This is a genomic window from Collinsella sp. AM33-4BH, from assembly GCF_003469205.1.
Lineage (GTDB): Bacteria > Actinomycetota > Coriobacteriia > Coriobacteriales > Coriobacteriaceae > Collinsella.
In genome coordinates, this window is sequence record NZ_QSIN01000005.1 from 33,132 (window position 1) to 46,109 (window position 12,978).

The following is a 12,978-nucleotide window of genomic DNA, read 5'->3' on the forward strand; positions in this document are numbered from 1 at the left end:
ACGACTCGTCTAATATATCCCTTGCGCGATGGACCTGTAGCTCAGTTGGTTAGAGCGTCCGGCTGATAACCGGGAGGTCACAAGTTCGAATCTTGTCAGGTCCACCACTTTCTTTCGCAATAAACACCCCAGCGAGAGCCGAGTCGCCGCTGGGGTGTTTATTACTGTCTCCGTGGGGGTTTAGCTCAGCTGGGAGAGCGCGGGCTTTGCAAGCCTGAGGTCAGGGGTTCGATCCCCCTAACCTCCACCATGATGGACCTGTAGCTCAGTTGGTTAGAGCGTCCGGCTGATAACCGGGAGGTCACAAGTTCGAATCTTGTCAGGTCCACCATCAAAACTGTGAAGAGCCCTGGGGCGTTGCCTCGGGGCTTTTTTCTTGTCTGCGATAAATCTCATTTTGGTTTTGTGTGCTGTGCGAAAGATTGGGTAGTATAGCTATTCAATGCGGCGGGCTGCCGCGTGTTAACCGCTACGTACCGGAGGTGTTCCATGGTTCGTGTCGACATAGAGACCATCGTCATGGCCGCCGGTCCCGTGCCATCGCTTATCGTGCTTCGTGAGCGCAGCAGCAAATCGGACTCGCCCGCGCCGCTGCGTTCCCTTTCCATTCAGACTGGTTCGTTTGAGGCTGCGGCAATCAGCCGTGGCATCGATAGCGGCCGAGCCGAGCGCCCGATTACCCATGACCTGTTGCTCGATACTGTTGGCGCCCTGGGCGCCAAGCTCGAGCGCATCGAGATCGTTCGCGCCGAGCCGCCGGTGTTCTACGCGACGATCGTCGTACTGGCCGATGGTGACGAGTGCAAGATCGACGCCCGTCCCAGTGATGCCATTGCTCTTGCCGTGCGCAGCAATGCCCCCATGTTTGTGGAGGACGACATCATGAATCGCCTGGGCACTGTTTCTACCCACGCCGAGGAAGTCGACGACGAGCAGGAGTTCGAGAAGTTCGACGAGTTCGTCCATACGCTCTCCCCCGATGATTTCTAAATGCGGGGCGGCCAGGATGCGGAGTGTTCGCTGATGGCCGGCGGTATGTCGGCCGAGGCGGCTGTGATCGCCCGCGAGGCCCAGATGCGCTCGGAGGCTTCTGAGGCGGCTCGCATTGCCTATGTGACGCAGGCCCGCACGCTTCGCGAACGCCGCGGCTCGTTTATCAAGATGGTTGTCATCTCCGCCCTTGTCGCGGCAATCTGCTCGCGCCTTCGTGGTACAGTTGGTGCGCTTGGGTTTTCGATCTCTACGGGCCTCGTGATCTGGGGCGTGGTCGATGCGGTAATGCTGACCAGTCAGATCAAGGTGCTCGACAAGCGCGCGATGGATATGATGCGCGCCCGCGACGCTGCCGCCAAGATCGCCGCCGAGGCGCAAGAACTGTAACGACGCCAGACTCGATGGGAAGGTCTAAAGATGGCACAGGATATGCAGGACGCCGGTAACGTCTCCGCCGAGCTCGACGCCATGGTGTGTGACCTGATCGGTGCGTTCTTGGACGACCTGGCCGCCGGTGAAAACCCTGGCGTGGTCGTGGCAATTGAGGATGCCGCTTCCAACCGTTATCTGGCGGCGCTCGATGAGGATGGCGAAGAGGCGTGCCTCGAGGCGGCTACCAACTTTATCTCCGAGCACAAGATGGGTCTTAAGGACGAGGGCCTGGGCCGTATCGCCCGCTATGCCATCGGCTACACCGGCTGCGTTGAGATTGATGGCGGCTATCACGATGCTCTGCTCGTGAGCTTCTTCGAAACCACGCTCGAGAGTGGTTTTTCGGCATACGTGCTGTATGAGGGCATGGGTGCCGGCGATGGTTTTATGTGGAGCGACCCTGAACCTGCAGGTGAGGAAACCCCTCTTATCTAAAATCGCTAAAATAAACGAGTTTTCGGTAAAAGGCTCAATATTCCCGCTGAGCGTTGTGTTGCTGGGCGGGTCGCATACGCGTGCCGTTTGTATATGGATAGAAGATAGGGGAACTACATGCGCGTAGACAATCTGAGGAACATCGCCATCATCGCCCACGTCGACCACGGCAAGACGACGATGGTCGACAAGCTCCTGCGTGCCACGGACGCCTTCCGTGCCAACCAGCAGGTCGAGGACCGCGTCCTGGACTCTAACGACCAGGAGCGCGAGCGCGGCATCACGATTCTCGCCAAGAACATCTCTATCGAGTACAAGGACGTCAAGATCAACGTCATCGACACCCCGGGCCACGCCGACTTTGGCGGCGAGGTCGAGCGCGTGCTGCGTATGGCCGACGGCGCCCTGCTGCTGGTCGACGCCTTTGAGGGCCCCATGCCCCAGACCCGCTTCGTGCTGCGTCACGCTATCGACACCGGCCTCAAGATTATGATCGTCATCAACAAGATTGACCGTCCGGGTGCTAACCCCGAGAAGGCCTACAACGACTGCCTCGACCTTATGGCCGACCTGGGCGCCACCGACGACCAGCTTGAGTTCGCCATGGAGCACGTGGTCTACGCCAGCGCCATGAATGGCTTTGCCCGTCTTGATCCCAACGACGGCAACATGGACATGTATCCGCTGCTCGATATGATCATCGACGACATGCCCGCGCCCGAGGTTGACGAGAACGCCCCGCTGGCCATGCAGTGCGTGACCATCGACCACTCCAACTTCGTTGGCCGTATCGGCATCGGCCGCGTGTACTCCGGTACCATCCACCAGGGCGACCAGATCCTGGTTGTCAAGAACGACGGCTCCAGCGCCATCGCTACCGTCAAGCAGCTCTTTACCTTCGACTACCTGGGCCGCACCGAGTGCCAGGAAGTCGGCGCCGGCGACATCGCCGCCGTCGTGGGCATCGACCGCACCGATATCGGCGATGTCTACACCGACCCCGAGAACCCCGTCGAGCTCGAGCCCATCGAGATCGACCCGCCGACCCTGTCCATCGTCTTCGAGGCTTCGACCTCCCCGCTCGTCGGCCGCGACGGCGACATCGTGGGCGCCCGTCAGCTCAAGGAGCGCCTGTTCAACGAGGCCGAGAACAACGTGACCATGAAGATCGAGGAGCTCGAGGACAAGAGCGGCGTCGAGGTCTCGGGTCGCGGCATCCTGCACCTGTCCGTCCTGATGGAGTCCATGCGTCGCGAGGGCTTTGAGTTCCAGGTCGGCCGTCCCCGCGTTCTGTTTAAGAAGGACGAGAACGGCAACAAGATGGAGCCCGTCGAGCAGGCTGTTGTCGAGTGCCCGGACGAGTACTCGGGCAAGGTCGTTGAGGTCTTCGGTACCTCCGGCGGCATCATGACGAGCATGGATACCTCGGGCATCGTGACGCACCTCGAGTTTAAGATCCCGACCCGCGGCATCATGGGTCTTAAGAACCGCATCATGAACGTCACCCACGGCGAGGGCGTGTTCTACCACACCTTCCTGGAGTACGGTCCCTACGCCGGTGAGATCGGCAACCGTCAGAACGGCGCCATGATCTCCATGACCACCGAGAAGGCCGTTGCCTACGCCCTGGGTACGCTGCAGGAGCGCGGCCAGCTGTTTGTTGAGCCGGGTACCGAGTGCTACGAGGGCATGATCGTGGGCGAGCGCAGCAGGGCAGGCGACATGGTCGTCAACATCGCCCGTACCAAGAACCTGGGCAACCAGCGTTCCTCGACCTCCGACATCTCCGTGCAGCTGGTGCCGCCTCGCACCTTTTCTCTGGAAGAGGCGCTGGAGTACATCGCCGACGACGAGCTGGTCGAGATCACTCCCAAGAACATCCGCCTGCGCAAGCGTCTGCTCAACGCCACCGACCGCAAGAAGGCTGCCGTCCGCGCCGGCCAGGTCAACAAATAGGCGCTGGGCTTTATAGCGACTAACAAGAAAGGGCGTCGACCGCGATGGTCGGCGCCCTTTTTGGTGCAAGGGGGACAGGTTCGCTTGCACCACCACAAAGGTGCCTGTCCCCTTTGTGGTGGTTGGCGGCTAGGCGGTGGGGAGTTCCGGCGTATTAGCCGGCTGTTGCGACTTGAGGTGAGCGTTGCGCCAGATGATCTGGATAACATAGCCGAGCGTGAAGACAAAGGCCACGCCGCTGATGAAATCGCCTACGAGGGGGATTGCCGTAAGCGCGCCCGCGGCCACGCCGCCCGCGGCTGCCATGGCGTAGCGGTTCTGGTTGTGTCCGACCATGCGGGCGATCGCGCACCCCGCAAAGGCGCTCGACACCAACGCGATGCCAATAACACCGCACATGAGGGCTCCGGCAAGCGACAGACCAGCGATAGAGATAATTAGCAGTAGGACGGCGGGGACGATAGCAATCGTGCCCAGAAGACCGCTCACCCACAGGGGCATGGGGCGCTGGTGGAGCATGCCGGCGGCGCTGGCGGTTGCGCGCGGAAAGACGAGTTCGAGCAGTAGGGCGACAAAACAGGTGGAAAGCGCCGCGGCGACGATACCGCCGATGACATCGTTAACGGTGGAAGTATCTTCGTTCTCGGTGCGGTCGATCTTGAGCGCACCGACCTCGGCTCCCGCGGCGCGCTCGGGGTCCTCGGAGACGTGCGCGTTCACGGTGCCGGTGATGTGGGCGTTCTTGCCCAGGATGAGCTTATCGGCCCAAACCTCGACATCGCCCTCGACGGTGCCATCGATAGTCACCGTATCGCCCGCAAGCGCTGCCGACTTGGTAGAGCCGCGCAGGGCAACCGTCTCGCCTATCGCATAGAAACAGTTGGCGGTGCTGTCGGAATTGAGCACGACATGCTGGCCGGCAACGGTCACGCTGCCATCAACCGTAGTCTTGGCAATGTCGATGGTGCGCGCCGCCAAGCGGACGGCGCCGCCCACCGTGCAGTCGCGGATGGAGAGGCTCTCGCCTGCTGCAATTATGTCGCGGCCGATGGACGCATCGTCCAAGTTGAGGGCCTGACCTGCCCAGTACAGGTCACCTTCGACGCCGGACGAATTGGCGTCATTGTCGGTCGCAAGTACGTTGCCTGCGGTGTCTGTGCCGGCGAACGACGCCGTGGGAAGCGCGGTGATCGCCAGCGCGATGAGTGCGAATAGGATGGTGATGCGGCCCCACGCTTTACAGCGCTGGGTCGACGGGAATTGATTGCGGGGCATAGTGAATCCTTCGTTAGATGCTCGATATGCATCTAACAGGGTACCCAACGCGTGGGCGCTCTAAAAGAACCTCTCGGTTGTATTTCGAAGGATGAGCCCGCGCAATCTACTTTTTGCGGTGCAAAAAGCGCGCGATGTCCTCTTCGGTGGGGCTTTTGATGTCAAAGCGCAGCGAGAGCCAGCGCAGACCCATGGTCACGACAACGCATACGACCAGCGCGGCGACATTGCTCATGATGCCGCTCATAACGAGACACACATAGCTTGTCGATCCGGCGATGGCGGCGATGGCATAAAAGTTAGTACGTTGGAAAATGCCCGGAACCACGCCCATAAAGCCGTCGCGCAACATGCCACCGCCCACCGCGGTGAAAAAGCCCATCATGATGCACACCGCCGGCGCAAAGCCGTAGACCAGCGCCTTGTCTGCTCCAGTGGCGGCGTAGATGCCGACCGAGATGATGTCGAGCAGGGGAATGAGTTTTTCGGGCTTGTCGACGATTGCCGGGAAAATATAGATGATGGCTGCCGTGGCAATGGAAAGCGGCAGCGCCATTGGCTGGTTGAGGATGTAGACGTTGCCCACCTGCAGCGTCATGTCGCGTAAAAGACCGCCGCCCAAGCCACAGACCACGGCGAGCGCAACTGCACCCACCAGGTCGAGTTTGTGCTCGCGCGCGACCAACACGCCCGAGATTGAAGCCGCGACGACGGCGAACATTTCGAGCCAAAACGGGATGGCGACCATGGCATCCGTGGCGTGTGAGGTAACGGTCATAGCGGCGACGACGGGCAAGATGGAATCCTTTGAGTTGCAGGTTTGGACAATGCCCGTACATAGTACATGGTTGGCGGCGATTGAGACCCTATTGCTCGGCAAACGGTAGGGGTTGGGTGCGGTCATAGGTTCCAAACATGTATACCAGCCTCCAAAGATGTCGAAAAATGTCGTTTTTGGCGGATGATGTACATGTTTTGGCGCGCGCCGAGCGGGCGACGTTACTCGGAGGGCGTCTCTATGTCCTTCGTGCCCTTCCAGTTGCGGATAAGTGCCTTTCGCAGTTCGTTTTGCTTTCGCTGATACTCGGCATCCGTGCAGCGGGGCATACCGAGTGCTTCGCGGATATTGTTCATGGCACGGTGAAAAGCGAGTTGACTGGCAAATTGCGCTGAGGTGAGTGTGACAATGCGATAACCCATTTGGGCGAGCACAGCTTCGCGTTCCGCATCTGCTCCCTTACGGCCAGTCTCGTCGTGAAAGCCACCCTTATATTCGATGCCGAGCTCTCTGCGCTTATAGGTAATGAGGGCATCGATTTTGAGTGTTCGGGCTTTGGTGCAATGCCAAAGACGTTGAGGGATCTCGAGCGGTCGGTTGAGCTCGATGCCTCGAATGCCAACGCCGCCTTCGCTTGTTGGAAGTGAAAGTGCGATTGCCGATGCAGCCTCCATAGGCGAGACCGAGTGGTCGTAGACATGTCTGAGCGCGAGTCGCGCGCGTGTGGCACCGGGTTTGCCAGGGTGTTGATCGAGCAGTTCGACAATTTCGTCCTTGGAGGTGGTTGCTGGTTGCTCGGTATAAGGGTCAGAGGGATTAAGGCCCATGCGATAGTCGCCGCAAACTTCGTAGCCATACTCGAGGTATTCGATTCTATCCATCCACTCGGCGGCGAGCACGAAGGTGAAGGCTTCGTCGGTGATAAAGATGCCGGGCGTAAGCTCGTCAATATGGCCATAGGGTAGGCTTTGGCCGAGAACATGGCAAGTGACGCCGTTGGTGCGAATTCGCTCGAAAGCAAACACTACGGAGATATCGATAGTCTTGAACATATCGGGCGGAATGCCGCAGTCGGTGAGGGCCTGTCGTATGCGCGCGATGCGTTGCTGGGTGGAGAGACCTCTTGCGCCTATCTGGTAGTCGTGTTGCGCGACCGCTTGAACCCGGCCTTGCGGCGCGTGATGGACGAGCCATGCAGTTTTATGCGAAATGAGAACAGGGGTATCCATTGGGGACCTCTCGCTCTGAGTCGATACCCAACTCTTATGTCCGTTGAGGTGGGGAAATATACCGAATGCGAGTAAGCCGACTCATGCACGGCGTGTGTCATATACAAACGTGTACACCACCCTCCAAAAACGACATTTTTTGACATCTTTGGAGGGTGATGTACATGTTTGGGATGTTGGGTTGGGATTGAACGTGATGGGGGTGTGGGTTGAAGAGGAGGGATGTCTAAATTTTGAGCGGAGCTCAAAATTTATTCGGTCGGCTTGCGCCGACCGCGCTGCGCTAAAAACGCGCCACTGGCGCGTTTTCTTTACGCTTTGCGTCCTGACGGGTTCGAATCCCTCCTCCTCCGCCGTATTTGCTCGTAAGGGACTCTAAACAAAAAAAGCCCCCGTTTTCGGGAGCTTTCTCAACCAAAATGGCGGAGGAGGAGGGATTCGAACCCTCGTGACCTTATACAGGCCAAACGGTTTTCGAGACCGCCGCATTCAACCACTCTGCCACCCCTCCGCGTGGGGTAAAAACAAAGCAGGCTCGAAGGCCTGCTTTGGAATTAACTGGCGGAGAGTCAGGGATTTGAACCCTGGAGACGCTTTTGACGCCTACACGATTTCCAATCGTGCTCCTTCGGCCACTCGGACAACTCTCCGTTAAATGCGAAAGTCAGTATACACGAGGAATCGCAAAGTGCAAACAGAAAAGTTGGCATTTTTTAAAACGCTTGGCCGTGCTTGGCGCTGCAGTGGGGCTTGAGGTCCCAAAAAACGGCTTCCGACCAGCGTGGTTGATCAACTCAATTGTTCAAAAAAGGGTATTCATAAGCGACTTGGCAATGAATTTAAAAATCTTTGGGTGGTGCTGTGGGCCACTGGTATGCATTTTGCGACCACAGCCTTGTGCCCGCTGACCTGCGGCTTGGCTCAGCTTGTCCCCACGGCACCGTATCTTGAACACAGATCCGTCAAGCATTTGGTCAGCATTTGGTTGGAATGCGCATGAAGTGCCGTGTGAGCATGGACATATGTGGAGGTCATGAGGTTGTAGCTGCATATTCTTGCAGCCTAGGAGGTTGAAAGATATTATTACCAAGTCTTTTCCTGCTTCAGGCGCACCTTCACGACCTGAAGCCACATTTGCCCAGAGGAGGTGACAATATGAAGGCTTATGAACTGCTGTTCTTTGTTGACCCGTCGCTCGACCCCGAGACTCGTCTCGCTGTTATGAAGCGTATCGATACCACGATCGCTGAGGGCGCTGGCAAGGTCGACTCCGTTGACGAGTGGGGCAAGCGCAAGCTCGCCTACGAGATCAACGACCTCACCGATGGTGACTACACCCTCATCAACTTCCACGCAGATCCTACCCAGATCGCCGAGCTTGATCGCGTCCTGCGCATCACCGACGCTGTGGTCCGCCACATGATCGTCCGTCGCGACGACCAGGAGTAAGACTGTCGTTTTGGACTGGGCTTGTGCCCCAAGAGGAAGTAGTGAGTTATGAGCATCAATCGAGTGAACATCACCGGTAACCTCACCCGCGATCCCGAGCTGCGCGCCACCGCCGGCGGAACCCAGGTTCTGTCCTTTGGCGTCGCCGTGAACGATCGTCGCCGCAACGCGCAGACTGGCGAGTGGGAGGACTATCCCAACTTTGTCGACTGCACCATGTTCGGCACCCGCGCCGAGGCCGTGAGCCGTTTCCTGGCAAAGGGAAACAAGGTCGCGATCGAGGGCAAGCTGCGCTACAGCTCTTGGGAGCGCGACGGCCAGCGCCGGAGCAAGCTTGAGGTCATCGTCGATGAGATCGAGTTTATGAGCTCCCGTGGTGGCCAGGGTGGCTACGACCAGGGCGGTTACGCCCCCGCAGCTCCCGCGCCCGCAGCACGTCCTGCCGCACCGGTGGCTACGCCGCCCGCGGTCGACGTCTACGATGAGGACATCCCGTTCTAAGGGTTGTTCACCTATTTTTGAGTGAGAGGCGGCTTCGGTTCGCCGAAGTTGCCAAACGAAAGGTATTTTGACATGGCTAATGATTTTTCTGCACGTCAGCCGCGTCGTAAGTACTGCCAGTTCTGCAAGGAGAACACTGAGTTCATCGACTATAAGGACACTCAGCTTCTCCGTAAGTACATGACCGACCGTGGCAAGATTAAGCCCCGTCGCGTCACTGGCGCTTGCACGCAGCATCAGCATGACATCGCCAACGCCATCAAGCGCGCCCGCGAGATGGCTCTCCTGCCGTACACCGTCCCCGTGGTTTCCTCTCGTGGCAACCGCGACCGCGGCTAAGAAGGGAGACGCATCATGAAGGTTATTCTTCTCGATGAGATCAAGGGCAAGGGCGGCGAGGGTGACGTCGTAGAGGTCGCTCAGGGTTACGCTGAGAACTTCCTGTTCCCCAAGAAGCTCGCTGTTGCCGCCACCAAGGGCAACCTCAAGCAGCTTGACGAGCGTCGCAACAACATCGCCAAGCGCGAGGCCGTCCGTCTGGCTACCGCCAACGAGACCAAGGCTGCCTTCGAGGGCAAGACGGTCACCGTTGACGTCAAGGTCGGCGACGAGGGCATCCTCTTTGGCTCCGTTACCGCCGCTATGATCGCTGACGCCATCAAGGCTCAGCTCGGTATGGACATCGACCGCAAGCGCGTCGAGCTCGGTAAGCCCATCAAGGTTGCCGGTGCCCACACCGTTGCCATCTCGCTGTACCGCGAGATCAAGGCCGAGGTTGTCGTTCTCGTCGGCGTTACCGCCGAGGAGCTCGCTGCCGAGGCTGAGGTCGAGGAGGCCGCTGAGGTCGCCGAGGCCGAGACCGCCGAGGTCGAGACTGAGGCTGCTGCCGAGTAGCATTTGCTGCAACGCAACAATCTTGTTCTAAGAAGGGCGCTCTGGGAAACCAGGGCGCCCTTTTGTTTTTTGCGCTGAGTGAGTGTCATGGTGAACGTTGCGTCGAAGTCCTATATACAGGACCGTTCATCCGTTTGGTTCGGTGATGATTGGCGGCGCGCGGCGCGTTTTGGGACCGTGGCTGATACTATGGATGCTCGCAAGCGATATGAATGAGGATGCTCATGGCATATGACGATAGGGAGACCGGGCTGACGGTTGAGGACCGCGGCTCCAAGTTGGGTCTTCCCCAAAACCAAGATGCAGAGGCCAATGTACTGGCCGCTATGCTGCTATCGCCCGAGGTGGTCGAAGAGGCCCAGGTCGAGCTGCAGCCCGATGACTTCTACCGGCCCATTCATAAGACCATCTATACCGCGATGGTCGATATGTACAACAGCCGCATTCCCATCGACTCCATCTCGCTGATCGATTACCTGCGAAGCATCAACAAGCTTGATGCCGTGGGCGGCGAGGCCTACATTTTGGAGTTGATGGGTCAGACCCTGTCGCTCGTCAACTGGCAGCACCATGCCGCTATCGTTCGCCGCGATTCGATGCTGCGTGAGCTGATCGGCGCCACCAACGAGATCAACGCGCTGGCCTATAACGCTCCCACCGATACCAAAGAGGTCGTGGAGCTGGCCGAGAGCAAGTTGCTCAAGGTCACGGCGCGCGAGGTCAAGTCGAGCTACAAGACGCTGACCGAGTTTATGGTCGAGGCCTATAACGAGGCCGAGGAAGTGTGCCAGGCAGGCGGCCAGGCTGCGGGCGTGCCCACGGGCTTCCCGTCGCTCGACCGCATGCTCATGGGTTTTCGCGAGGGCCAGCTCATCATCATCGGCGCCCGCCCTGCTGTGGGTAAGACGTCGTTCGCCCTGAATCTGGCGCTCAACGCTGCCGCGGCCGGTTATACCGTCGGCTTCTTCTCGCTGGAGATGTCGGGCAAGGAAATTGCCCAGCGTCTGATTTGCGCCTACGCCATGATTTCGATCAGTGACTTCCGCATGGGCCGCATTAGCCCCGAGCAGTGGGCCAATATCAACGAGGCCACGCAGACCTTGTCCAAGCTCGATATTCTGATTGACGATACGCCCGGCACCACAGTGACCGAGATTCGCGCCAAGAGCCGCCGCATGCTCCACAACAAGGAGAAGGCCATCATCATCCTGGACTACCTGCAGCTGGTGAGTCCTCCGCCGGGACGCCGCTCCGAGAGCCGTACCGTCGAGGTCTCCGAGATGTCGCGTGGTCTGAAGATCATGGCCAAGGAACTCAAGATCCCGCTCATCGCGCTGTCGCAGCTCTCGCGTCAGGTCGAATCCCGTACCGGCAAGCGCCCGCAGCTTTCCGACCTTCGTGAATCGGGCTCCATCGAGCAGGACGCCGATATCGTTATGTTCTTGGACCGCTCCGCCGACGAGGCCGAAGCCTCGCGCGACGATCGACCCGACGAGGGCGTTACGCGTATCGTCGTGGCCAAGAACCGTTCGGGCCCGATCGGCGACGTCGACCTGATGTTCCTGCCGGCATCCACCAAGTTCTATGAGCTTGATGGGGCACATGCCGAGGAGTAGGACAGGCGCCCGTTGCACGGGTATACTGGGAATGTTTTGTGCTTCTGCGTGCCGGCGTGGCGCGTAGACAGTCCATGAATGTAAGGAGTAAACATGCCGTCAACCGTTTTGGTCGGTGCCCAGTGGGGCGATGAGGGCAAGGGTAAGATCTGCGACCTGGTCGCCGGCGACTTCGATGCCGTCGTGCGCTACTCGGGCGGCAACAACGCCGGCCACACCATCGTCGTCAACGGCAAGAAGTACGGCCTGCACCAGGTGCCCTCCGGCATCATGTATTCCGACCATGTGTCGGTGATCGGTAACGGCTGCGTCGTCAACCCCAAGGTTGTCCTTGAGGAGATCGACATGTTTGAGGCCGACGGCATCACCACCAAGAACCTCAAGATTAGCGGCAACGCGCATGTCATCATGCCGTACCACATCGACCTGGATGGCGCCTTTGAGCAGAAGCTCGGCAAGAAGAACATCGGTACCACCAAGCGCGGTATCGGTCCGTGCTATCAGGACAAGATGGCCCGCATTGGCCTGCGCATGCAGGATATGCTGGACGAGGCGCTGTTCCGCGACAAGCTGGAGACCGCTCTCGCCCGCGTGAACCCCGAGCTTGAGCTCATCTACAACCTGCCCACCTACACCGTGGACCAGATTTGCGACGAGTACCTGCCCATGGCCGAGCGCCTGCGTCCCTACATCACCGAGACGAGCCTGCTGCTCAACAACATGATCGATGAGGGCAAGGACCTGCTGTTTGAGGGCGCCCAGGCGACGTTGCTCGACATCGACCACGGCACCTATCCGTACGTGACGTCTTCCAACTGCACCGCCGGCGGCGCCATCACCGGCTCCGGCGTGGGCATGAAGAACGTCGACCGCGTGCTGGGCGTCATGAAGGCCTATATCACCCGCGTCGGTTCGGGCCCCATGCCCACCGAGCTTTCCTATGAGTCCGAGGCCGGTCACACGCTGACCGAGGAGGGCTATGAGTACGGTGTGACCACCGGTCGCCGTCGTCGCTGCGGCTGGTTCGACGGCCCCATCGCCAACTACGCCTCACGCGTCAACGGCCTCACCGATATCGCCCTGACTAAGCTCGACGTGCTTTCGGCCTTCGACACCATCAAGGTGTGCGTGGCCTACGACGTCGATGGCGAGCGCTACACCAGCGTGCCCGAGCATCAGGTGCGCTTTGAGCATGCCAAGCCCATCTACGAGGAGCTCCCCGGCTGGAAGTGCGACATCACCGGTTGCCGCAGCTTTGATGAGCTGCCGCAGGAGGCTCAGGACTACGTGGCGTTTATCGAGGATCTGGCACACACCCGCGTGACGTTCATTGGCGTCGGCGCCGGTCGCGAGCAGATCATCAACCGATTCTGGAAGTAATCGGGACTATTTGGTTATTGCGATATACCCCTTTGCAGCC

Annotated in this window: 13 protein-coding genes and 5 tRNA genes; 13 read left to right on the forward strand and 5 right to left on the reverse strand. The window is 59.2% G+C overall.

Translation table 11 applies throughout. The features are described 5' to 3' along the window. Positions 1 to 30 precede the first annotated feature (30 nt). The 7 genes from DW821_RS04985 to typA all read left to right on the forward strand — a co-directional run bounded on the left by DW821_RS04985 (position 31) and on the right by typA (position 3,816). A tRNA-Ile gene (locus DW821_RS04985) sits at positions 31 to 107 on the forward strand. Positions 108 to 174: 67 nt separating this feature from the next. Further along, positions 175 to 250: transfer RNA gene (locus tag DW821_RS04990), tRNA-Ala, on the forward strand. A 4-nt stretch (positions 251 to 254) separates the two neighbouring features. Continuing rightward, positions 255 to 331, forward strand: a tRNA-Ile gene (locus DW821_RS04995). Positions 332 to 489: 158 nt separating this feature from the next. Continuing rightward, complete coding sequence (locus DW821_RS05000) at positions 490 to 990, forward strand: bifunctional nuclease family protein (RefSeq protein WP_117634709.1); 501 nt, start codon at positions 490 to 492, stop codon at positions 988 to 990. Continuing rightward, positions 991 to 1,380 (forward strand): hypothetical protein, encoded by a 390-nt coding sequence (locus tag DW821_RS05005; RefSeq protein WP_118065890.1) that lies wholly within the window; start codon positions 991 to 993, stop codon positions 1,378 to 1,380. 30 nt (positions 1,381 to 1,410) lie between these two features. After that, positions 1,411 to 1,860, forward strand: a complete 450-nt coding sequence (locus DW821_RS05010) for a hypothetical protein (RefSeq protein ID WP_089572580.1) — start codon at positions 1,411 to 1,413, stop codon at positions 1,858 to 1,860. Positions 1,861 to 1,977: 117 nt separating this feature from the next. Further along, entirely contained in the window at positions 1,978 to 3,816 is a 1,839-nt protein-coding gene (typA, locus tag DW821_RS05015; RefSeq protein ID WP_118065892.1) for a translational GTPase TypA, read from the forward strand. A 129-nt stretch (positions 3,817 to 3,945) separates the two neighbouring features. Here typA and DW821_RS05020 read toward each other — a convergent pair whose 3' ends face one another. The 5 genes from DW821_RS05020 to DW821_RS05040 form a co-directional block, all read right to left on the reverse strand. Then, complete coding sequence (locus DW821_RS05020; RefSeq protein ID WP_117640653.1) at positions 3,946 to 5,091, reverse strand: polymer-forming cytoskeletal protein; 1,146 nt, start codon at positions 5,089 to 5,091, stop codon at positions 3,946 to 3,948. Positions 5,092 to 5,197: 106 nt separating this feature from the next. Next, complete coding sequence (locus DW821_RS05025) at positions 5,198 to 5,887, reverse strand: trimeric intracellular cation channel family protein (RefSeq protein WP_229057814.1); 690 nt, start codon at positions 5,885 to 5,887, stop codon at positions 5,198 to 5,200. 203 nt (positions 5,888 to 6,090) lie between these two features. Next, a complete protein-coding gene (locus tag DW821_RS05030; protein ID WP_117564023.1) occupies positions 6,091 to 7,098 on the reverse strand; it encodes a hypothetical protein in 1,008 nt (335 codons plus the stop codon). A 420-nt stretch (positions 7,099 to 7,518) separates the two neighbouring features. Then, a tRNA-Ser gene (locus DW821_RS05035) sits at positions 7,519 to 7,609 on the reverse strand. A gap of 48 nt (positions 7,610 to 7,657) precedes the next feature. Further along, a tRNA-Ser gene (locus tag DW821_RS05040) sits at positions 7,658 to 7,748 on the reverse strand. A gap of 505 nt (positions 7,749 to 8,253) precedes the next feature. On the opposite strand from DW821_RS05040, the gene rpsF reads away from it, so the two are divergent. The 6 genes from rpsF (at position 8,254) to DW821_RS05070 (ending at position 12,938) form a co-directional block, all read left to right on the forward strand. After that, positions 8,254 to 8,547, forward strand: a complete 294-nt coding sequence (gene rpsF, locus DW821_RS05045; protein ID WP_006235831.1) for a 30S ribosomal protein S6 — start codon at positions 8,254 to 8,256, stop codon at positions 8,545 to 8,547. A 48-nt stretch (positions 8,548 to 8,595) separates the two neighbouring features. Then, the gene (locus DW821_RS05050; RefSeq protein ID WP_006235830.1) at positions 8,596 to 9,048 is read left to right on the forward strand and encodes a single-stranded DNA-binding protein; all 453 of its coding nucleotides are present in this window, start codon (positions 8,596 to 8,598) and stop codon (positions 9,046 to 9,048) included. Between the two features lie 72 nt (positions 9,049 to 9,120). Continuing rightward, positions 9,121 to 9,387, forward strand: coding sequence for a 30S ribosomal protein S18 (gene rpsR, locus DW821_RS05055; RefSeq protein ID WP_006235829.1), 267 nt, complete (start codon positions 9,121 to 9,123; stop codon positions 9,385 to 9,387). 15 nt (positions 9,388 to 9,402) lie between these two features. Further along, entirely contained in the window at positions 9,403 to 9,942 is a 540-nt protein-coding gene (rplI, locus tag DW821_RS05060; RefSeq protein ID WP_022094073.1) for a 50S ribosomal protein L9, read from the forward strand. A gap of 218 nt (positions 9,943 to 10,160) precedes the next feature. Next, positions 10,161 to 11,558 (forward strand): replicative DNA helicase, encoded by a 1,398-nt coding sequence (gene dnaB, locus DW821_RS05065; RefSeq protein ID WP_006235827.1) that lies wholly within the window; start codon positions 10,161 to 10,163, stop codon positions 11,556 to 11,558. Between the two features lie 93 nt (positions 11,559 to 11,651). After that, a complete protein-coding gene (locus DW821_RS05070; RefSeq protein ID WP_055251352.1) occupies positions 11,652 to 12,938 on the forward strand; it encodes an adenylosuccinate synthase in 1,287 nt (428 codons plus the stop codon). The last annotated feature ends 40 nt before the right edge of the window (positions 12,939 to 12,978 follow it).